Annotated in this window: 19 protein-coding genes; 10 read left to right on the top strand and 9 right to left on the bottom strand. The window is 40.4% G+C overall.

Annotation, left to right across the window (positions count from 1 at the left end; translation table 11 throughout):
* Nucleotides 1–22: 22 nt before the first annotated feature.
* Nucleotides 23–595: a prolyl hydroxylase family protein gene (locus CDG76_RS02400; RefSeq protein WP_094347476.1), complete on the top strand. Its 573-nt coding sequence runs from the start codon at nucleotides 23–25 to the stop codon at nucleotides 593–595.
* A gap of 35 nt (nucleotides 596–630) precedes the next feature.
* Here CDG76_RS02400 and recR read toward each other — a convergent pair whose 3' ends face one another.
* Both recR and CDG76_RS02390 read right to left on the bottom strand, forming a co-directional pair.
* Nucleotides 631–1,188 carry a recombination mediator RecR gene (gene recR / locus CDG76_RS02395; protein ID WP_262984297.1) on the bottom strand — a complete coding sequence of 186 codons (558 nt, stop codon included), beginning with the start codon at nucleotides 1,186–1,188 and terminating at the stop codon, nucleotides 631–633.
* A gap of 235 nt (nucleotides 1,189–1,423) precedes the next feature.
* Entirely contained in the window at nucleotides 1,424–2,461 is a 1,038-nt protein-coding gene (locus tag CDG76_RS02390; RefSeq protein WP_094347474.1) for an aldo/keto reductase, read from the bottom strand.
* A 494-nt stretch (nucleotides 2,462–2,955) separates the two neighbouring features.
* On the opposite strand from CDG76_RS02390, the gene CDG76_RS02385 reads away from it, so the two are divergent.
* From CDG76_RS02385 to CDG76_RS02375, 3 genes are all read left to right on the top strand, one after another.
* On the top strand, nucleotides 2,956–4,848 hold the full coding sequence (locus CDG76_RS02385) for a lipoxygenase family protein (protein ID WP_094347473.1): 1,893 nt from the start codon (nucleotides 2,956–2,958) through the stop codon (nucleotides 4,846–4,848).
* Nucleotides 4,849–4,895: 47 nt separating this feature from the next.
* Nucleotides 4,896–6,245, top strand: coding sequence for a cytochrome P450 (locus CDG76_RS02380; RefSeq protein WP_094347472.1), 1,350 nt, complete (start codon nucleotides 4,896–4,898; stop codon nucleotides 6,243–6,245).
* A 191-nt stretch (nucleotides 6,246–6,436) separates the two neighbouring features.
* Nucleotides 6,437–6,997: a hypothetical protein gene (locus tag CDG76_RS02375; protein ID WP_094347471.1), complete on the top strand. Its 561-nt coding sequence runs from the start codon at nucleotides 6,437–6,439 to the stop codon at nucleotides 6,995–6,997.
* Nucleotides 6,998–7,053: 56 nt separating this feature from the next.
* On the opposite strand, the gene CDG76_RS02370 is transcribed toward CDG76_RS02375, so the two are convergent.
* Both CDG76_RS02370 and CDG76_RS02365 read right to left on the bottom strand, forming a co-directional pair.
* On the bottom strand, nucleotides 7,054–7,788 hold the full coding sequence (locus tag CDG76_RS02370) for a chromophore lyase CpcT/CpeT (protein ID WP_094347470.1): 735 nt from the start codon (nucleotides 7,786–7,788) through the stop codon (nucleotides 7,054–7,056).
* Nucleotides 7,789–7,992: 204 nt separating this feature from the next.
* Nucleotides 7,993–8,472 carry a GNAT family N-acetyltransferase gene (locus CDG76_RS02365; protein ID WP_190240731.1) on the bottom strand — a complete coding sequence of 160 codons (480 nt, stop codon included), beginning with the start codon at nucleotides 8,470–8,472 and terminating at the stop codon, nucleotides 7,993–7,995.
* A 373-nt stretch (nucleotides 8,473–8,845) separates the two neighbouring features.
* Between CDG76_RS02365 and CDG76_RS02360 the strand changes: the two genes are divergently transcribed.
* Nucleotides 8,846–9,466, top strand: a complete 621-nt coding sequence (locus tag CDG76_RS02360; RefSeq protein WP_094347468.1) for a serine/threonine-protein kinase — start codon at nucleotides 8,846–8,848, stop codon at nucleotides 9,464–9,466.
* On the opposite strand, the gene CDG76_RS02355 is transcribed toward CDG76_RS02360, so the two are convergent.
* Both CDG76_RS02355 and CDG76_RS02350 read right to left on the bottom strand, forming a co-directional pair.
* Nucleotides 9,463–10,575 (bottom strand): IS630 family transposase, encoded by a 1,113-nt coding sequence (locus CDG76_RS02355; protein ID WP_094347467.1) that lies wholly within the window; start codon nucleotides 10,573–10,575, stop codon nucleotides 9,463–9,465. The two genes, CDG76_RS02360 and CDG76_RS02355, sit on opposite strands and share 4 nt — an antisense overlap.
* Nucleotides 10,576–10,656: 81 nt before the next feature.
* Nucleotides 10,657–11,991: an IS701 family transposase gene (locus CDG76_RS02350; protein WP_094347135.1), complete on the bottom strand. Its 1,335-nt coding sequence runs from the start codon at nucleotides 11,989–11,991 to the stop codon at nucleotides 10,657–10,659.
* Between the two features lie 92 nt (nucleotides 11,992–12,083).
* Here CDG76_RS02350 and CDG76_RS02345 point away from each other — a divergent pair, with 92 nt between their 5' ends.
* Together CDG76_RS02345 and CDG76_RS02340 are read left to right on the top strand one after the other, a co-directional pair.
* Complete coding sequence (locus CDG76_RS02345) at nucleotides 12,084–12,806, top strand: GUN4 domain-containing protein (protein ID WP_094347466.1); 723 nt, start codon at nucleotides 12,084–12,086, stop codon at nucleotides 12,804–12,806.
* A gap of 486 nt (nucleotides 12,807–13,292) precedes the next feature.
* The gene (locus CDG76_RS02340; protein WP_094347465.1) at nucleotides 13,293–14,312 is read left to right on the top strand and encodes a tRNA-dihydrouridine synthase family protein; all 1,020 of its coding nucleotides are present in this window, start codon (nucleotides 13,293–13,295) and stop codon (nucleotides 14,310–14,312) included.
* 31 nt (nucleotides 14,313–14,343) lie between these two features.
* Here the strand turns inward: CDG76_RS02340 and CDG76_RS02335 are convergent, their stop codons facing one another.
* The 3 genes from CDG76_RS02335 to dpdE all read right to left on the bottom strand — a co-directional run bounded on the left by CDG76_RS02335 (nucleotide 14,344) and on the right by dpdE (nucleotide 19,559).
* Nucleotides 14,344–15,147, bottom strand: coding sequence for an oxidoreductase (locus tag CDG76_RS02335; RefSeq protein WP_094347464.1), 804 nt, complete (start codon nucleotides 15,145–15,147; stop codon nucleotides 14,344–14,346).
* 626 nt (nucleotides 15,148–15,773) lie between these two features.
* A complete protein-coding gene (locus CDG76_RS02330; RefSeq protein ID WP_442946347.1) occupies nucleotides 15,774–16,052 on the bottom strand; it encodes a cold shock domain-containing protein in 279 nt (92 codons plus the stop codon).
* A gap of 195 nt (nucleotides 16,053–16,247) precedes the next feature.
* On the bottom strand, nucleotides 16,248–19,559 hold the full coding sequence (gene dpdE, locus CDG76_RS02325; RefSeq protein WP_094347463.1) for a protein DpdE: 3,312 nt from the start codon (nucleotides 19,557–19,559) through the stop codon (nucleotides 16,248–16,250).
* A 570-nt stretch (nucleotides 19,560–20,129) separates the two neighbouring features.
* Between dpdE and CDG76_RS02320 the strand changes: the two genes are divergently transcribed.
* From CDG76_RS02320 to CDG76_RS36945, 3 genes are read left to right on the top strand one after another with little or no spacing between them, the layout of a single operon-like run.
* Nucleotides 20,130–20,384, top strand: a complete 255-nt coding sequence (locus CDG76_RS02320; RefSeq protein ID WP_094347462.1) for an RNA-binding S4 domain-containing protein — start codon at nucleotides 20,130–20,132, stop codon at nucleotides 20,382–20,384.
* A 47-nt stretch (nucleotides 20,385–20,431) separates the two neighbouring features.
* On the top strand, nucleotides 20,432–20,848 hold the full coding sequence (gene arfB, locus CDG76_RS02315) for an alternative ribosome rescue aminoacyl-tRNA hydrolase ArfB (RefSeq protein WP_094347461.1): 417 nt from the start codon (nucleotides 20,432–20,434) through the stop codon (nucleotides 20,846–20,848).
* A 49-nt stretch (nucleotides 20,849–20,897) separates the two neighbouring features.
* Nucleotides 20,898–21,074 carry a hypothetical protein gene (locus tag CDG76_RS36945; RefSeq protein WP_190240730.1) on the top strand — a complete coding sequence of 59 codons (177 nt, stop codon included), beginning with the start codon at nucleotides 20,898–20,900 and terminating at the stop codon, nucleotides 21,072–21,074.
* The last annotated feature ends 6 nt before the right edge of the window (nucleotides 21,075–21,080 follow it).

The following is a 21,080-nucleotide window of genomic DNA, read 5'->3' as shown; positions in this document are numbered from 1 at the left end:
TTAAATCTCAATCAGCTTAACCATGACCAAGAAAGATTTGCTTCGCAACCAAATTTTCACGCTGGAAAATATTCTTTCGCCAGCAGAATGCGCTGAGTATATTACCTTAACAGAAAACATTGGCTATACAGATGCTCCTATTACTACCCACCGAGGTTTTAAAATGCGTCCCGACATCCGCAATAATCAGCGCGTTATTCTAGATGACCGGGAGCGTGCTTTTGATTTATGGCAGCGTGTGTCAAATTATATCCCTAAGACCATTGGTAGATGGCATCCAGTTGGGCTGAATGAGCGTTTTCGTTTCTATCGCTACGATCCAGGTCAGAGGTTTGCACCTCACCATGATGGTTCTTATCGCCGAACTAACGGTGAGGAAAGTTTATTGACTTTTATGATTTATCTGAATGAAGGGTTTGAAGGCGGCGAAACTCGTTTTTATCTTCCTGAATACTACATAGATTTATCTAATCTAGCTGTGCTTCCAGTAACAGGTATGGCTTTGTGTTTTGTCCACGAGCTAGTACATGAGGGCGCTACTATTATCCAGGGGCGAAAGTACGTTTTGCGATCGGATGTTATGTACAGTCAATAGTTGAGAAAGTCGTTAACCAGCAAAATCAACAAAATTTAATCTAACTCCCGACGGCCTTCCAACGCCCTCGCCAAAGTAACCTCATCTGCGTACTCCAAATCGCCACCTACAGGTAAACCAAAAGCAATCCGTGTCACCTTAGTAAATGGTTTCAATAGCTGACCGATATACAGGGTTGTTGTCTCCCCTTCTACACTCGGACTAATTGCGAGAATTACTTCTTGAGGTTTTTGCTGACTCACCCGGCGCTGCAAAGCTAGTATAGTCAACTGATCTGGGCCAATTCCATCAATTGGCGAAATCACCCCGCCCAAAACGTGATACTTACCTTTGTATTCGCGGGTTTTTTCCAGCGCAATCACATCACGAGGATCTGCAACAACACAGATAGTGTTATTGTCACGGTTGGCATTGCGGCAAATTTCACAAACAGGTTCAGCAGATAAGTGAAAGCAAACAGAACACAAGCCTATCTGTTTTTTTGCCTCAACTAAAGCTTGCGCCAAAGCTTCTACTTCTGCTTCTGGTCGCTTCAAAATATGCAAAGCCAGTCGTTGGGCACTTTTGGGGCCAACTCCCGGTAGGCGTTGCAATTGTTCAATTAACCGTGCTAAAGGGCGTGCGTAAACCGTTGTCTTGTCTCCAGAATGTTTTCACTTTAACTATGATGACATTTTTTGAGTACTTCCATCAGGCGCAACATTTCCAACTCGCGATCGCTCAGGCTCAGTTCTGGATTTTGCAGGCGCTCTACCAGTTTTGTGTCCACAGCAGGGTATACGGTTGTTTGCTGTGAACCTTAGTTTTCAAACACGCCCTAGCTAAAACTCAACCTAACCACTCAGGATTTTTGGCTGTACTATCAAATTGGTTAGTAGTTTTAAACAGTTCATACTGACCTTTGAGAGCAGCTTGGCGAGTCCGATTCAGTAATGCTCTGACTTTTTCCTGGCTCATGGGTGTAAAAGTACGTACTGCCTCGAAAGCCTGGTTTAAGATGGGCATACTTTCAATGCCTGTAATCACCGTTGAAGTTGGCAGATTCATCGCGTAATGCAGACATTCGATCGGTTTGACCACATTGCTTTTGAGAATGTTTTGGTCGCCCATTGATTTCATCCCCAGTACAGCAATTCCGTCTTTAACCAGTCTGGGTAAAACTTGCCTCTCAAAACTGCGGAAATGGGCATCCATAACATTTAACGGCATCTGCACTGCATCAAAACGGAAGTTGTTTTGATTAGCAACTTCCAACATTCTCAGGTGTACTAAAGGGTCTTTGTGTCCAGTAAAGCCTATGTAGCGAATCTTGCCAGCTTTTTGTGCTTCCACAACTGCTTCCATCGCACCACCAGGGGCAAAAATCCGGTCTGGGTCTTCCATACGAATGACTTCATGATGCTGCAACAAATCAATGTGGTCTGTTTGCAAACGTTTTAAAGATTCATCAATTTGTTGAGCAGCAGCCGCCTTTGTGCGACCGTCGATTTTAGTCATCAGAAAAGCTTTTTGACGATAACCATTTTGGAGAGCTTTACCCATGCGAATTTCGCTACCTCCATTATGGTAATCCCAGCTATTGTCCATAAAATTAATCCCGCGATCAAGAGCAGTACGGATCAGATTAATACCCTCTTGCTCATCTTTTGGTCTACCAATATGATGACCACCTAGACCAATTACAGATATTTGTTCTTTGGTGCGCCCTAGTTGCCTGTAAAGCATTTCCCCTTTTTTAATCTGGAGTGGGGTAGACTGATTTTGCGCTAAAACCTGTTTGGTTAAACCTTGTAAAGCAAATACCCCGGCTCCACCTAAACCAGAAGCAGAAACTACCTTCAGTAAATTTCGTCTGCTAATATCCACAATTTTATCCTTTGTCCACAGTATGAGAACTTTCTTTCATAGCTTTGCATGGAGCAAAATTCGTTGCTTCTAACTGTTGAAGGATAAAGGCAGTGAAATAGAGATAGATTTTTGATAGAGGGAAGGTAATAGAAAAATATTCCATCGCTGTGTAAGCAGAAGAAGCATTTGAGACATCGGCAGCAGAGAAAGAATCTGATAGTCGTATTCCCAATCTTATTTCAGTGGTTCAAATGTCAACTCAAACACAATACCTTAGTAGGAAAGTTTTAATTGAGAATTGTTTCTAAATCTTGGCAAATATTATTTGTATTGCTAAATATTCCTTGCAAGATTTCTAAACATTTAGTGCGTGGTTCAGGAGTTGAGAAAATCCAGAAAATTTCTTTAGAAAAATCGTAATTCTAAACTTGATTGCGATAATACGTTTAGGTAACTCAAACCTGTTTATCCGAAACTATTACAGTTCCCCATACTAAACATGAGTAGGGTCAATGACTGCTTCATCACCAGAAAATTCAATCAGCTTATCAAGTACTCATACTTTAGATATAGCTAGGCAAGAGTATCAATATAACTACACCCATATTCCATCTATTGCGATGCTAGATCGGCTTTCTATTGCCGAAGAGTTCGCTACTAACTGGTATTTTTTATTAGCCCAGCAGTTACGAGTTGTGTTTATTAATACCTTGATTGTCAACAGAGGCAATCAAGGTTCTAAATCGATTCGTGATGATGTCGAAAGGTTTATTTTAGAAGCCTTTCTCAAGGGAGCAGTACCAGTAAAAATCACTATTCTGGCAAGAATCCTGCAAATTATCCCTCAGTTTTTGCTCAATGGCATCTCTAAGGATGTTAGAGAACTCGACGATCTTTTTTATTCTATTCTGAAAGAAAACGGACTTGTGATCCTCAGAGATGCTCTAAATAGGATAATTAACCTTCTATACGAAGGACAGCCTACAGGACATGCAACCAGTCTTAAGGACTACGAAAATTTGTTTCCGGTGATTGGTGTGCCAGGAATCGCTAAAACTTACCAAGAAGATGAAGTATTTGCCTATATGCGAGTGGCTGGCTACAATCCCGTCACGATCGCGCGAGTAACGACTCCAGGCGATCGCTTCCCAGTCATAGACGAACATTACCAAGGAGTGATGGGAACTGACGATTCATTAGCAGCAGCCGGACTTGAAGGCAGACTCTACTTAGCTGACTATAAAATTTTAGATGGTGCGGTCAACGGTACATTCCCACACGAGCAAAAATATCTCTATGCTCCCCTAGCACTATTTGCCTTACCCAAAGGCTCAGACCCCACCCGTTTATTGCGTCCAATAGCCATTCAATGCGGTCAAACCCCAGACCCAGATTATCCAATTGTTACCCCTAACTCCGGTAAATACTCTTGGCTTTTTGCCAAAACAGTAGTCCAAATAGCAGATGCAAACTACCACGAAGCTGTTACTCATCTAGCAAGAACTCACCTGTTTGTTGGTGTTTTTGCGATCGCCACCGCTCGACAATTGCCACTCACCCATCCCCTAAGAATTCTCCTGCACCCGCATTTTGACAGCACTTTAGCAATTAACGATGCCGCCCAACGTATTCTCATAGCTCCAGGCGGTGGTGTCGATAGATTACTCTCATCATCAATCGATAACTCTCGCGTTTTAGTAGTGCTAGGGTTGCAAAGCTATGGTTTTAATAGCGCCATCTTACCTAAGCAATTCCAACAGCGCGGTGTAGACGATCCCAACCTCTTGCCTGTTTATCCTTACCGGGATGATGCGCTACTAGTCTGGGATGCCATTCATCAATGGGTTGCAGACTACCTAAATCTTTACTACACCACCGATGAAGACATTCAAAAAGACACAGCATTGCAAGCCTGGGCAGCCGAAATCTCAGCTTACGATGGTGGTCGCATCCCCGATTTTGGCGAAGATGGGGGCATCAAAACGCGCAATTACCTGATTGATGCCACTACGCTGATTATTTTCACTGCCAGCGCTCAACACGCTGCGGTTAACTTTCCGCAAAAAGATTTTATGAGCTACGCCGCAGCGATTCCAATGGCAGGTTATTTACCAGCCTCAACTCTCAAAAGAGAAGTTACTGAGCAAGACTACCTTAATTTGCTCCCTCCCTTAGATCAGGCGCAACGGCAATACAACCTACTCAGCTTATTGGGATCTGTGTATTACAACAAGCTGGGTGATTATCAGCAAGGATACTTTACAGACCAGAAAGTAAAACCATTGCTACAAGCATTCCAAAGTAATCTTCAGCAGGTAGAAGATACCATCAAGCAACGTAATTTGCACCGTCCACCCTATGAGTATCTACTTCCTTCTAAAATTCCTCAGAGCATCAATATCTAGGGGACAAATGACAAATGACAAATGATAAATGACTCAAAATAAATACTATGACACTTAAAGATAAAGTCCTTAAAGGTCACAAGCGCCAGCTTTGGCTTGCACCTATACTAGCTAAAGTAGGTTACGACACTGCGATCGGCAAGTTTCTCCGCTTGATTTTTTATTACATGGATGCGTCAATCATGCTCAACGCATGGCGGGACTTTCTCTACATCCGTAAAGACAATATTGGAGACAAGTATTTTGCAGTAGACCAAGCAATTATGCATTCCTCTCACTCACAGGTGAGAGAATTAATGCAAACCCAACCACAACTGCGAGGAAATGATTTAGGCATCATCAGAATATTAGCTCCTAGCTACTTGCTGGATAATCCTCTGAGCTTGGGAACAAACGGTAACGAACACACGGGACTACGTACTGTAATCTTACAAGCCTTACCGGAACCGTCAGGGCAGATAGACTTTTTAGGGGATTTAGTAGAGCAAAGCCTGTTAGAAGCTGCTAAACAAGGCAAATTACACATCGGCAACGATTTGCCAAAGATTATGCTGTCGATTTTGCACCAACTGGTTTTTCAGATATCTTTATCTGAGGAAGAAATCACAGCATCCAATAGTTACATTAAAGGTTTGGCTCTTGCATCCTTGCCTAATTTTATCAGCAAGTATCTGCTGGCAATATTAACAGCGCCAAAAATTCGGCATCGTCAAGATTTAACTAAGCGATATAAACAATCAGCTAAATGGGCATCTTACTTTGAAACAGGCGCTCAGTATCAGTTGAACGAACACCAAATCGCTAATACCCTTTTCGATATGATTCATATCGCTGGTACTGCCGGTACGAGTGCGCTTTTAGGATCAGTTATTGGTGTTCTTTGCTTGGATAATACTCTCAGAAATGATGTAATGTCAGAAGTGAATGCAATTTGGAATGGTAAGAAAGCTTTAGGCTCAGACGCTCTAGAACGGTCAACACTTCTCAATCAAGTGATTCTAGAAACAGCTCGTCTCTATCCACCTGTGCGATTTGTTAGCCAACTGACTATTGAAGCGGGTGAAGTTGAGATTGGAGAACAAAAATGTCCATTCCAAAAAGGTACTCGCTTGCTTGGCTCTATTCTTACAGCTAATCGGGATACCAATAGATACCAAAATCCAGATGATTTTGACCTCACACGAAATTTTTCAGATATCTTATCTTGGAACGGCGAAGGGCATGAGCGAGCCTGTCCTGGTACATCCTTATCAATTGGCTTTATCAAAATTTTCTGTTTACATCTATTCCACAACTATCAATGGAACTCAATTACAGAAGTCAAGTGGGATTTTGAAAAAGTGACTGCCGTTACTCCTAATAATTTAGTACTACAAGGTTTTGCTCAACGACTGTGAGTAAGGGAATTCCAGTAGGGGCGCACAGATTACGCCCCTACTTCTCGTGCAAAATTATAAGTTGGTAATTGTTCTGGTTTTTTGAGTTGATTTTACTCTTTTTCTAGTGCAAGATTACTCAGATTTTCTCTTACTCGGTTCTTTACAAATTTAGGTATTCTTTTAGCTGAAAGGAAGTAATTACAAATTATATGGCTGAATTAATTGAAAAAAAGCAACTTAATAATATTGCAACCTGGATGATTTCAATCAAAGAAACAAACTTACCATCTGTCCTTAAAGGTGTGTTTTTTATGGATGGCAATCCACTGCCAGATACTTGCATTACTATGTACAATTTAGAATGGGATATACAGAATAAAGCTTTGCTTTTACCGATATTTGCCCCGTTACAGTGGACTTTTCATGACTCGATTGCTGGCTGGATATTACTACGTTCAATTCAATGGTTTAAAGTAAGTTACAAAATTCAGTTTGAAGATGAAACTTTGCAACAAGCTCAAATCACACCTGTTTTTCTAGGAATATCAGTTCCAAAATCGATTGTTAGTTTCACAATGTCCCAAGACAACAATTCTCTCAATGGAGATATTTGGCACAGAAAGAACGTTTGGTTCGGCGGACTTTCTCGGGCTGGGGAGTATACTCTCCGTAGGGTTGTTGATAAAGATGGTTGTTATACTCCTGCTTTTAACGATATGCTTACCAGGGTACAAAATGAATGTTTAGTAATTGGACGCCACTCAAATTGATTCGGCTCAGGTTATTCAGCTAAAGCTTAGAGCCGTATCGCCCTCCATCGCTAACTTTAAACAGAGATTTTATTCTTTTTTGATTTCTGTTTTCGACGATCTGAAATTGCATTTTTTGTACTCCAAATTCCCAAAGCCAGCAACCCAAATGTGACAGAGGGTTCTGGAACAGAATTAACTCGACGGAATTCGATAGGTGTGGCCACGAGTAAATTGCCTTTCTTGTCAAAAATTTTGTCTAAGGAGTCGATGCTACTCTGCTCAATAGTTATATCAGAAACCACTTTGAAGCCATTATTTGTTATACAGCCATTGGGAGCGTTATTCCCAATGTAACTGTTCGGCTCCCAAAATAATTGCAGATTACAGGTGTTCTTCTCAACATTGTTAATACTAAGCTGTGGCCTAGACTGAGAATGATTGCATAACCCGCGTACAGTATTTTCATTTAAAAAGCTGCTAATACTTAGATTCACAGCCGAATTTCCTTGATTAAAAGAATAAAGGCGTAGCCGCTCAAAACCTGGGCTTTCTTGCTCTAGATAAACGTTCTGTGTTTCAGCCAGAGGATTAGTATCATCCAGTTGTACACTACAACTTGATATAGTAATTAATGGCACAGAGGGGCTATTAGCAACCTGTTGAGCATTATCAAAAAAACCAGTGAACCACTGTGCTACTTGCTGAACCTGTATCTTAATTGGTGGCGCACTGGTATCAGCACGGCTTTGTTGAACAAATGAAAATGTAGTGACGAAAAATGTCAAAATTGATACCTTGAGTAAATGCATAGAGGTTCGGATTCCAACAAGAGCAAATTACAGACTTATGGCAAATAATTTACACCATCAAGCCCCATTTTCCGTCATGAAATAAATTTCTTGGCTGTTGGCTAATAACTCTTGTGTCATTTTCCAGATTAAGCAAGTAGTAAATAACTTAAATTATTCCAGATTAGCTACTCAGTTTAATTTTAAAGAGAACCTATAAAGTAGTTAGCTATTATACGCGAATATCAAAAATTCAGTGCCTTCATAGATGAACTCTGCTATCTTGCACACACCCATCTTTTGATGTGCTTGAAGTGATGCTTTGTTATTTGCCTTGATAAACAGTATTCCTTCCCGCTTTGGTAGAAAATCTTTCAACTTAGCAAACATTACCGCAGCAATACCTTGCCCACGCATAGTTTCATCAACACAAATGGGGCCATACAAATAAGCATCTTTTGTACCAGGATAGGCTTGTAACATCACTGTTATAATTGGTAAATTAGCAGTTGTCTTTGACCAGCTGAGTAAGAATCCTACAACTTGACTATTTTTACGGGCTACAACGCTCGGCATTTGAGAGATAGTCATCATTACAGCCTCTGGCTCAAGATGACCTAATAACATACCACCATGTTCTGCGTCATTGGCTTGGGCCAACTTGACGATTCCAGTAACATCACCGGGGCTGGCACGGTCGATCACTACATCATTGAGACACATACCTGGTTAATATAAATAGGAGAAAGACTTGGAGCAAAAGAATTTTCTTTTAGAAGAATAACAGAGAATAACGCTTTGGGGAACGCATTGCAGAGACAATTAAACGTTAGTTTCAGTAGCTTTTGACACTTGTATTCGGTTATATCACCCTTGTATCTGACAAAAATTCAAAGAGTCGAAGTTGCACCAAATCAGCGATCGCTTGCAACAAGCAGTACACTGCTACTATGCCAAAACTTTTAAAGTGCGTAGGCGTAGCCCGCCGTCGGCATCGCTGTCTTTTCTACTAGTAAGAGTGCTTTTCTAATGGGAATACTTTATATATAGTAATTCCAACAAATAGAACTCCTGTAGTATGAGCTACTGTACCAATATTGATTGCCTACGTCCCCAAAATTCTGACAGTTCTCGTTTTTGCAATAGTTGTGGTCAGGAATTATTACTTAAACAGCGATATCGTCCACTCGCGGTCATTGGAAGCGGTGGCTTTGGGAGAACGTTTTTAGCTATTGATGAACATCTTCCAGATCAACCCAAATGTGCGGTCAAACAACTATGTTTTCAAAAGGAAAATACTGAAATTTGGCATAAGGCAGTCAATTTATTTCATCAAGAAGCCCTTCGCCTCAATGAACTAGAACACTCTCAAATACCCAAATTACTAGCGCACTTTGAACAAAATCAAAAATTTTATATCGTTGAAGAATTAGTCGATGGACAAACACTCGCCCAGGAATTACAAAAACAAGGCGTTTTTCAAGAACCGCAAATTTGGGAGATATTAAAAAGTTTATTGCTCACATTGCAATTTATCCATTCCCGACAAGTAATCCACCGAGATATTAAACCGGAAAATATTATGCGCCGTTCAGGTCGAGGAGACCTGGTTTTAATCGATTTCGGAGTTGCTAAATTAGCCAATAACGCGAAGCAACTTCGTACAGGCACAATAGTAGGTAAGCTATTCCACATTTAAGTTGCAATAGTAATATTACCCTTATTCTTAATTTTTCTTCCCCATTTAATAATTAATTCTCCTTGATTTAACAGCTTATCAAGTAAATTTTTTAGTTCATCGACTGATTTAAATAACCTGTGGGCTACATATTCTTTAGCTGAATGCCATACCAATTCTACTAAATTCATATCTGGGCTATATGCCGGCAGAAAATATAGTTGAATGTTTGGCAACTCTTTCTCAATTGCCTCTATAATTACTTTCTTTTTATGGTAACTAGCGTTATCCAGAATAATTAAAATTACTGGGCCATTCTCGGAAAAATTAGATTCTAGATTTCCTGCTAAAACCCATTCTTTTTTCACAAATTCATTTAATTTTTTTAACTGCGCATAAAAAATTTCACCATTCCCTTTCTCAATGAAATAACACATTCTCTTGCTGTCGTGATATCTTACTCCTCCCATTATATTTACACGCCCGCGACTCCTCTGACCTGTTACTTTTTTACTCGAACCTTTTTTGCTCCAATTTTTACGTCTAATTACCCTGAGACTAAAACCACTCTCATCCCAAAACCAGACTTGTAACCTTTCAGGGCAAGACTTTGAAGCTTCTAGATATCCAAGCAGTTTTTCTTTAAAGACCTCTCTTTTTATCGGATCTTGCTTATCCTCTAGACTGTATTTTGCCCAAAGGTAAGCATACTTTTTTTGCTTTAATATTCTCCTGACTTGTTCTCCGCTTAACTTAATATCAGTTCTTTTGTCTAAATATGTAGCTAATCTTGCTGTTGTCCATCGTCCAAATTCATAGCCTAATTCACTTGGTTCTTTGTCAATAACTTCCATTAATAATTCAATATATTCATTTGTTGCTTTCTGGTAATTTCCTTTTCTCCTGCCATCTTTTAGACTTTCTAAATTGTCTGGATCACCATGAACACACCAATATGCTACACTTCTACATGAACAGCCTAAAAATTCACTTATCTCCTGATAAGTTTTTCCATCATTCATCAGAAGTAACATCAATATTCTCTGTATAAATTGAGAGCGATCGCTATCTTTTAAAGCTTTTTGTAAATTGTCTTTTTGAGATTGAGCTAGAAACCCTTTAGCAGGCATGATAACGCTATAGACACGGATATATCTATTTTACCATTTATGCAATTTAAATGTGGAACAGCTTAGCGCTCTTCCATCACTCTAACCAGAGGAAAATAAGAAATCCTCAGAATATAAGTTGTCTGGAATAGCGCCTTGCATTCGATTCATCAATGCAATTAGTGTGAGAAACCCAATTGATAAATGCGAAACTGGAAAGACCCTGAGCCAGGGTTTTAGTAGATTAAAGGATATCAAAGGTTGAATTACTAAGCGTAAATTGTTGAGTAAATTCTTCCAACCCGAACCCTTGTCCCACCAATCATGTTCCCTGAACTTTGCCACAACTGGATCTGTGAGTTTGTTTCCCGCAAGTTGGGGTTGATTGTTCAAAACTTGAGAGTGAAGACTTACCAGAAGATAAGCACTCATGATGATTTCCCACCATTTCTGTATTTGTGAGTAGTCAGTTACTCTAAAATCAGCCCAACCTAATTCATTTTTACTTTGTTTAAGCCCATATTCAACCCAGTTTCTTAAACCATATAAATTCCCTACTTCTTTATACTTAATACCAGGAACAAGAGTCATGATAAACCAAGTCGAATTTGGCGGTAAAGTTTCTGGGTCTGTGGTAACTTGCCAATATTGAACGGCACGGCGCTTGCCAAATACTATCTCTCGAATATACCTTTGTTCTTGCTGACCATCTGAGAATATACGGTTATAGGGTCGCCAACGGTTATATCTAACTTTCTGACCCTGTGGCAGCCATACTCCATGATTACTCCGGATCGCCACTACGAAGTTTAGTTCTAATTGGCACAATACACCAATAAAGTTACTTTCGCTTTCACCATATAAGCTATCTGCTAGTACCAGTTTAAATTTAAACCCCATTTCTCGGAGCTTTCTAATCATAAAAGCCGCAATTTCTGGTTTGGTGTGATAGACATCTGATTCTAATAACCTTTGCTTTGGTTTATAGACTTCAAATATCAGAGGGAATGTCATGCCCTCTAATAATCCATAGGCTGTAACTGCAACTATTCCATTTTCGATTTTACCTAAATTACCTATATACTGTCTTTTCACATAATCTGTGGTATTACCTTTCTTTCTATCTCCTGTCTCATCAATAATCAGTGTTATTTCTCGTCCAGCTAATACTTTCAGAATTAGCTTTAATCTAGCTTCTCTTAATTTCTCTATTTCCCAAGGGGATTCTGTTAGGAAATGTAATAACCCTTGCTCGTTACTTAATCCTACTACCCGTGCTATTTCTGGTAAGGTTTTGCGTTTAACCTCTGAAATCATTCCCAGATGAAGATATTTAAACGCTTCAAAACTTCTGACTTCTGGAAACAGCTTTCTATACCATTCACAGTAATCATCCACAAATTTTATCGTTTCAGCAGGCTCTCTTCTCCCAAACATAGTCTAGCAAAGAGTTTACGACACTTTACCCTATTATTCTCTCATAAGAGTGATGGAAGAGCGTTAGTCCAGAATATGTCGCTCCCGAACAAATGCGAGGAAAGGCATTACCAGCCAGCGATCTTTACAGCTTGGGTGTAACATGTATTTACTTGCTTACCGATGTTTCTCCCTTTGATTTGTTTGATATTGCTAGCGATCGCTGGGTATGGCAAGAACATTTACTAGCAAACAATACTGTTAGCGTTCACCTCTGTGAAATCTTAGATAAACTTTTACAAAATGCGATTTCGCAACGCTTCCAATCGGCAACAGAAGTTTTACAGACACTGGAGCAACAACCAAAGAAATTGCTAAATATTTCTAATTATCGTACAGTAACTATTATTGATTATACGCATTTGCGTGATTTATTAGCAAAAGGAAAATGGGAATTAGCAGATCGAGAAACTTGGGAACTAATATGTCAAGCACTAGCAAAGCCTAGAGGTAGCTATATATTTAGTAGCGATTTTGAGAAACTTCCCTGTGAAGATTTGCAGACCATTGACCTTTTATGGGTGAATTACAGTCATAAACGCTTTGGTTTTAGCGTACAGAGACTTATTTACAAAAACGTGAATAGCGACTATGGAATTTTTTGTCATCAAGTTGGTTGGCATATATACAATTATAGTTATGCAAATTCAGAATTCAATTTTAGTCTCAAAGCACCAATCGGTCATTTACCCTCACGTATTTGGATTGGTGGTTCTCAACCGTGGCGCTACCCCGATGCTTTAGCTGTAAAATTAGCAGCTTGTGGTATTAGTTAGTTGTGATCAAAAAGATTAGACTTCTTGCATGAATCAAAAGCCCTCACCCTAAATCCCTCTCCCATTTTTGGGAGAGGGACTTTTAAATTGGCTCCCCTTCTCCCATTTTTGGGAGAAGGGGTTGGGGGATGAGGGCAAATTTTGTATTTGTGCAAGAGGTCTATTGTTGAATAAGATTACTAATAAACCAATAGAGTTCAGTTAAGGCTAAAACTCTTTATAAAAGTCAAATTTTTTAACGAACCGCAGAGGCGCAGAGGGAACAGAGAGAAGAAAAAATGCTTAACCCAAGCGTATTGACTAATAAAGTTATAGTTTGTAATGAGCGATTCATCGCTCAAAGCAACGATAATTAGGACTAAAGTCCTTTCTACGAGACGCTATGCGTAGCTTGCTTCCCCGAAGGGGTACACTACAAACTTTAATTGATTTACGTCTAGCTATTTATAACTTAACAGTGAGCTTTGTCGATCGCTCTTCATCTTTATGCCCCAGGTATCGCTCCCCCAATCGTTCTATCCACACCTACCCCTCACCGCTCTTGCGCCCATGCAGGATGTGACAAACCTCTGGTTTATGAAGGTCATTGCCCACTACGGCAGCCCTGACTACTTTTTCACCGAATATTTCCGCGTCAATGATACCTCACGGCTCAATCGTAGCATTCTGGCAGCAATCACCGAAAACGATACCGGTCGCCCCGTTTTTGCTCAAATGATTGGCGAAAGCATTCCAGATTTAGTAAGAACAGCAAAGGAACTCTGCAACTATAATATCGCTGGAGTTGACTTGAACATGGGCTGTCCAGCACCTAGAATCTATCGCAAAAATGTTGGGGGTGGATTGCTGCTCTTACCAGAAAAAGTGGATCGGATTTTGGGAGAACTGCGACAAGCAGTCAACGATCGACCTTTAACCGTCAAGATGCGCGTAGGCTTTGAAAATACAGATAATTTTTACAAAATTCTAGATATCATCAATCGCCACAGCATTGATTTGCTGAGTTTGCATGGTCGCACGGTAAAAGATATGTACCACGGGGCAGTGAAATATGATTTAATTGCTGAAGCGGTTAGACGAGTCCATTGTCCAGTGCTTGCCAATGGTAATATCAACTCGGCGACAACTGCTGTTGAAGTGCTTTCTCAAACAGGCGCGGCGGGTGTGATGGTGGGACGCTGGGCGATTGGGAATCCTTGGCTTTTTAATCAAATTCGGCAAGCTTTGCGAAGAGAACCGATCGCGCCCGTTCCTTTAGCGGAGGTACGCAACTATATTGATCGTTTATGGCAAACCCCCACAGCGGCAACTATGCCAGAGCGATCGCGTGTAGGCTACCTAAAAATGTTCCTCAACTACATTGCCCTGAGTGTTGACACTGAAGGTCATTTTTTACGGTTGATGCGACATACTTCTACTGAGGCAGAACTGTTTAACCTTTGCGATCGCGTTCTTCTTACCGATCTGACGAAAACTTTAGCTCTAGCACCTTCCTTGAGCGTGTAATATCGAGCGTTGTAGAAGATTTGGCTATGATTTATGGTAAATTCAACCGCTTGCGCGCACCAAATCGAAATAAGTTATCTGGCAATATTGCTTTTAAGCGAGGCAACCATTGTGCCTCATTGCCAACACGATAGCGTAATCGTGGCAACCGACTACGAGCAGCAGATAGAATCGTCTGTGCAACTTTTTCAGGATCGTCGCCTTGTGCAATTGCTTGACTAACAGTTGAGCGAATCACATCGCGTACATTGTCGTAATCAGCGTAATTCAATGTGGGTGATAACATGGCGTGGTTGAAGTTGGTCTTAAAGTAACCAGGCTCAATTAAAGACACTTTAATATTGAAAGGGTCTAGTTCCACGCTCAATGCTTCACTATAACCTTCGAGTGCAAACTTACTTGCACTGTAAAAACCTTGGCCTGGTGCGCCAATCAATCCCGCCACTGAACTGATATTAATAATATGTCCACTACGCTGCTGTCTCATAACTGGCAAAACAGCATTGCTAACTCGGACAACACCCCAAAAATTGGTTTCAAAAACCTCCTTGGCTTGTTCTAAAGAAGTTTCTTCAATCATGCTGGCATGAATTTGTCCAGCATTGTTAATCAATAAATCAATGCGATTAGTCCGCGCGAGCAACTGTTTGATACAGGATTGTACTGAAGACTCAGAGGTAACATCAAGTGTCAACATTTCCACATCTTGTACAGTTGGATGTTCCTTGCGACTAGTACCGAAAACCCAGTAACCCTCTTGAGCAAGCTTTTGAGCAGTTAACAGCCCAAATCCAGATGATGCTCCTGTTACTAGCACGACCTTTTTATCAGTCATCGGTTCTCCTGTTGTTTGTGAATTATTTGATACTGCGATCGACTACACCCTGCCTAATAGTCGCGTTTTTTCTAAACCTTATTCATTCTCAATAAAAACCTAATTTTAGCGACAATCCTAATAGCTAATTTGTCAAGTATGAAACTTCAGTGTTCGAGATACAGATCAAACAAGCGTTTCAAGATTGTTAAGAAAAATGTGACTTATGGATCAATACGGTTCAGTTAAGGCTAAAACCCTTTGTGAAATCAATTTTTTAACGAACCACAGAGGCGCAGAGAACCCAGAGAGAAGGAAAAAATGCTTAATATCAAGTTCGGGTGATTACTTATAATAAAACTTATCAATGTAGGTTGGGTTGAACGGCAGTGAAACCCAACATGAACAAGGATCAAGCGTTGGGTTTCGTTCCTCAACCCAACCTACAGATGTTATAAGTATTTAACTAAAGAAGTTCAGTAGACCGAAAAATTTTGCGATCGCCCCGTGGTCGATTACCTGTTAGGTGGGTTTTAAGGCTAAACGATCGCTTGTCAGAATAGATTTTTGCGTATAGGGAAAATCCGCTTAGTTACTAAGCGGATTTCAAACTTGTGTTTATTTCAAGTCCTATATAGCGGTAACATTTACAGCAGCCGGCCCGGCCCTTTTTGACCATCTTGAATCTCAAATTGAACATTTTGACCCTCAGCTAGCGTTTTAAAACCATTGCCCTGAATAGCTGAGAAATTAACGAAAACATCTTTAGATCCGTCTACAGGTGTAATGAAGCCAAATCCTTTGGACTCATTAAACCATTTTACTTGTCCTTTAATGAGCGCGCCCCCTACTAGTGCCGCTGCTTCCAAGTCATTAAGTTCCTCGATTTCAGGAGCTTGCAAATTTTTAATTTCTATTGTCTTCATATCTAATAATCCTAATGTCAGTTCAATAACAGGCTAACAACAGGCAATAAGAAAATCAACAAAAACAGTAAAACATCCTACCTTTCCTACTTTTCCTACTTTGTACGGGAACAAAAAGATCCCCGACTTTTTAAAAAAGTCGGGGATCTCAAGCTTTCAAATAGGATTACCAAAGCTATTTAATCGCACATAATATCACTCAAATTGCACAAGCGATCGCCCCGATACCACAATAAAACCCACAGAATCAAGTCTCAGAAGCGGCTGGCGAATTCCCTCTAGAATAGCTGCATTTAAAGCAGTTTCTATCTTCAATTCTTCCGCTAATGCATTATCCCAACTTTGCTGATTTAAACGTAGGCCTAATTGTTCTACTCTATTGGCTAATTTCTTTTCGGCGACTTTAGCACAACTTTGACATAAGTCAATAAAATCGGGACGATTTGAAAGTAATTCCACAGAAGTGTTACGCATTTCATAGCAAAAATTTTGCCATTTACTAGGGTCAACAAAATCGTCAATAATTCCTAAGCGCTCTTTTGCCAGATTGTAATCTCGTCCTTGATTATTGTTTTTATCTTTATATGGACGTTGTAGAATACTTAAGAGCGCTTTATCCTCAACAACCCGGATTGGCTGCTTGCGACCATCAACATAGATAGTTTCTATAATTGGTGGAAATAGAGCATCAACACGTCGCTGCAAGTTTTTGAATTGAGAATTATCTAGTTTGTTATCTAGTAAAACTTGTTTGGCAGTTCTTAAATTTGCCTCGACTACATAATTGCATTGAAAACCGAACCATTCCTTCCCTTCTTTCGCATCCCAAGATGCATCAGTGCGCCACAGAGCAAAGGCTTCACCTCGGTCATCCCAGTTGATATAGTTCAAGAGTGCTTCGACAAATCCTTCGCCAACTCGAAAGAGTTTAACACCATCATTCTGGTTTGCTACTCTGCGATTATAAGTACCAAATTGGTCTAAGTAACTCTCAGCAAAACGGTTTTGTAACTCATTTATCGGCACCAATGTCCGCGTTGTCGGTTGATAACGTCGCATTTCTGATGAATCGGGGTTATTCAGTCCCCTGAATCCCAGCGCGTCGCAAATCCAGCCTTCAATTGCTCGTTTCATTTCTAGATGACGAGCATCGTAATTATCTAGCTCTTGAAAATACTCGGTAGCAATTTCATCGTTTGCATCAATTTCATCTAGAGCATTTTGTTCGCTAATTTTGGCTATTTCTGCTTCAATTTGCTCTTGAATTGGTGAAACCATCTCTAACAATCCAGCCGCACCTGATTGAAACAAAACTGTTTCTAATTCTGCAAGTTTCTCATCGACATAAAACTGGAGACTGGCAATTGATTGTTGGAAAATACCAAACCCATCTTTTAATACTTTATACCAAGCATTGTGAGGGCTATCTTCCAAGTAGGGGCCAATTAAGGCGCTAGATTGGATGCCAATTTTGCTGCCAATGCGGTCAAGTCTACCAATTCTCTGCTCTAATTGATTAGGCGACCAAGGAAGGTCAAAATGAATTAACCAATCGGCAAACTGGAGGTTACGTCCTTCTTCTCCAGAGCGATCGCATACTAAAATAAAGCAGTTGGGGTTATTCTTGAACCGATTTAAGCCTTCCTCAACTTTGTCTGGTGATTCTCCAAATTGATGGCTGGCTACTGTCTCTGCACCAAAGGTATCAGATAAATACCGGACAATTTCGCCACAAGTTTGCACAAAACTGGTAAATACAATAAATTTGGGCAGAATATCGCCACTAATTGGTCTTTTAATTCTCTGCTGTATCCTGGTGATGAATTCCTTTTGATTCTTCCGAACGTTTGCGGGAATTTTGAAATAAGTACCTAGCTGATTCAGCAGCACTGTTTTCAAATTTTCCGTCCGTTGTCCGTCCTCTTGAGGTTGACGAATAATTTTTAGTAAGGATTGGAGAATCTCTTCTTCCCCTGAGAATTTGGGGGTTGTAGTTAATAGGCGAACATCATCTTCTTTAAACTCCTGGATGAGTTTAGCATGAGGTTTCGCAGTTAAACGCGCCGTAATTACCTGCTCTAAAATCCCTAACCAAGTACCAGCAGCGAGAAATAACAGCAGAAAAACTCGCTGATATTGCTTTTCAGCAGGAGCAACACTCCGCCATTGATTGAGGAGTTCGTGAATATCAGGCGATCGCTCGTCTAAATCATACTCTTCTTTCGGCGTAAAGTTGCGGTCAAATATCACGTCTTCCACGGCAGCGCGACGGTTGCGAAGCATTCGCCGATGTAGTCGATAGATATCGCTGACATGGACGCGAATCGCTTGGACGATTTGCTCTTGCTCGGTAGAATTTGCTTGTAAACAATTTTCTAAATCATCCGCCAGCTTCAGTAAATACTTATCCTCAGCCAAGAGGTTTCGCAATTGCTGCAAGTTGCTTTTGAGAACCTCTGGTTCTGCACCTTCTTTAAAAGAAAGCAGAAGTTTACCAATTTGCTGACGGCTTTCAACTTTGGTACGGAAACCTGCTAAATCGTCCAGTTTATAGGTTGTCGGGTCGAGCAAGTGCAACATGGCCAGAAAATCCTGCTCGTGATTGAGAACCGGAGTGGCAGATAATAAAAGTAAGCGATCGCTTTTATGAGCAAGTTCTTTGCAAGTCTGAAAACGCTGGCGCACTGTTGCATCCTTAGAGGTTGCCATTGCGGCGATGTGATGAGCTTCATCTAAAATTAAGCAGCCTATCCTTGCTTTCAGGTTGATTTTATGGATATCTTCAACCGCCAGCACCGCTACCCGTTTGCCAAAATGGGAGATGTAAAACTTGTTTTCTAACTCAGTCCGCCATTGTTTGAGCAAATATTGCGGAACTAATACCACCGCATTTTTTTTCGGTTCATCGAGAAGAAATTGACGCAGAATCGCACCCGCTTCGATGGTTTTTCCCAGTCCCACCTCATCTGCTAGCAAGTAGCGTTGAATTGGGTCTTCCAGTACCCGCCGCACTACTTCAACTTGGTGAGGATAAAGATTAATATTTGCCGAAATCAGTCCCGTCATCCCGCGACTCACAGCGCGTTGCTGAGTTAAGGATTTCACGAAAGCCAATCTTTTGTCGTGGAAATAGGGCGTTTCGTGACCCTTCATCGCCAGAGTTTGGATGGGGTCTGTATTTGGTAGATTACAACGAACGTAAATGTCTTCAACAGATGCGATCGCAGTTTTCTTATCTGGTAAATCAATTTGATACATTTCTGTATCATCATCCCAGATAAAAACTCTGCCCACTATCCATTTATCCTGAGTTGGGAACTTGATATAGCATCTAGCTTGGGGTTCAAGCTTGACTTCAGAGAGCGAACTTAAAGGTAAAGTTTTTTGGAGACGTTGGCCTATAGAGCAGAAATACTCAACGATCGCATTGGTATCAGATATTTCCGTAACTTTTCCGATACCCAAAGAGTTATTCTGGGACTGTACCAATAAACCAAGCTTAATCATAGATCCAGTCCCCTGAACACATTAAAAGAACTTTCCAGACTAGTTTTTAGCCCATATCTGGCAGTTTTGTCGATCAACATTATAGATAATAACTGGTATTACAGTTTTTGTTAGAGCGATATCTACGACGGGCTACTCGGCGTCGCTCCATTACAGCCAATTAATAAAATTAGCAATTTTCAGGTAAATACACCACACAGTAGAGGTACAGCATTGTTCTGCTTTTACAACATATAGCGTTTCCTAATCACATGAGGTACATCTTAGCCCCCTCCTTGCTTGCGGGGAGGGGGTTGGGGGTGGGGTTCTTGTACCTCACTTAACCGAGAACCGCTATATACAGTTCAATTAAATGAAAACTGCTGTAAATTCACATTTCTCAGTAAAGTTTTGCGTAAAAGCGTGACTTTGTTAAATGTTTGCCAACACAATGCCATTGCAGGGTATTGCCAAATTAAATTTGCTACGAATTAATGAAATGCTGTACTTAGCTGATTATCTGGTGTAACAGATTTACGCTTTAGCTTGAGAAGGCCACGATACAATTAAGATTGTGTACATTTATTTACTATGAAGAAAGTTAGAGACAACACAATTAAGTTAAATCAATTTTTAAAGTTAATGGGTATAGTGCCAACAGGAGGTCAAGCCAAGCTGATGATTCAAGGTGGCGATGTTCAAGTAAATGGGATGCTGGAAACTCGACGAGGACGGCGACTAGTACCGGGCGATAAAGTGACAATCCAAGGACAGACTTTAGAGGTGAATTTGAACAACAATGAAGACCCAGATGTAATGATAGATTTAGCCGAACAAACCGAGTAAAGAAAGTTGATCTCAAAGTTACAAGTTTCTTTTTTTATTTGTGAGTAATGCTGCAAATTTCCAACAAAGTTATTATCCCACAGACTGAGATTGAAATTACTGCGATTCGCTCGCAAGGAGCAGGAGGTCAAAATGTAAATAAGGTTTCTACCGCGATCCACTTGCGCTTCGATATTGCGGCTTCATCATTACCCGATTATTATAAACAACAGCTTTTAAAGCTCAACGATCGACGCATTAACCAAGAAGGAGTAGTTGTAATTAAAGCCCAGGAACACCGAAGCCAAGAGAACAATCGCGAGTCAGCCTTGAAACGACTTCAAGAACTCATTCAAAGCGCAGTTGTCGTGACAATAAAACGCAAACCCACTAAACCAACTCGCAGTTCTCAAAGAAAACGCCTTGACCACAAAAGTAAGCGCGCACAGATAAAATCTAACAGAGGACAGGTGACAGATTGTTGATTCATCGATTATTTGTAGAGAATACACATATTATTCAAAAGGAAAAAAGATGAATAAGACATTACTAAAGATTTTAATGTTTGTGCTTTTAATCTTGTTTATTATCTCTCCCTTTGCTTCCCTTGCGGGTTTAATGCTTGTAGTATTGGTTGGAGCGTTTTTCTTTTTGCTAGGAGACGTGTTTCAAGCAATTATTGGTGGCGACACCGATCCGAAAAAGTCATAAAATCAA

The sequence above is a fragment of the Nostoc sp. 'Peltigera membranacea cyanobiont' 210A genome, from assembly GCF_002246015.1.
Classification (GTDB): domain Bacteria; phylum Cyanobacteriota; class Cyanobacteriia; order Cyanobacteriales; family Nostocaceae; genus Nostoc.
This window is presented reverse-complemented; position numbering and strand designations above follow the sequence as displayed.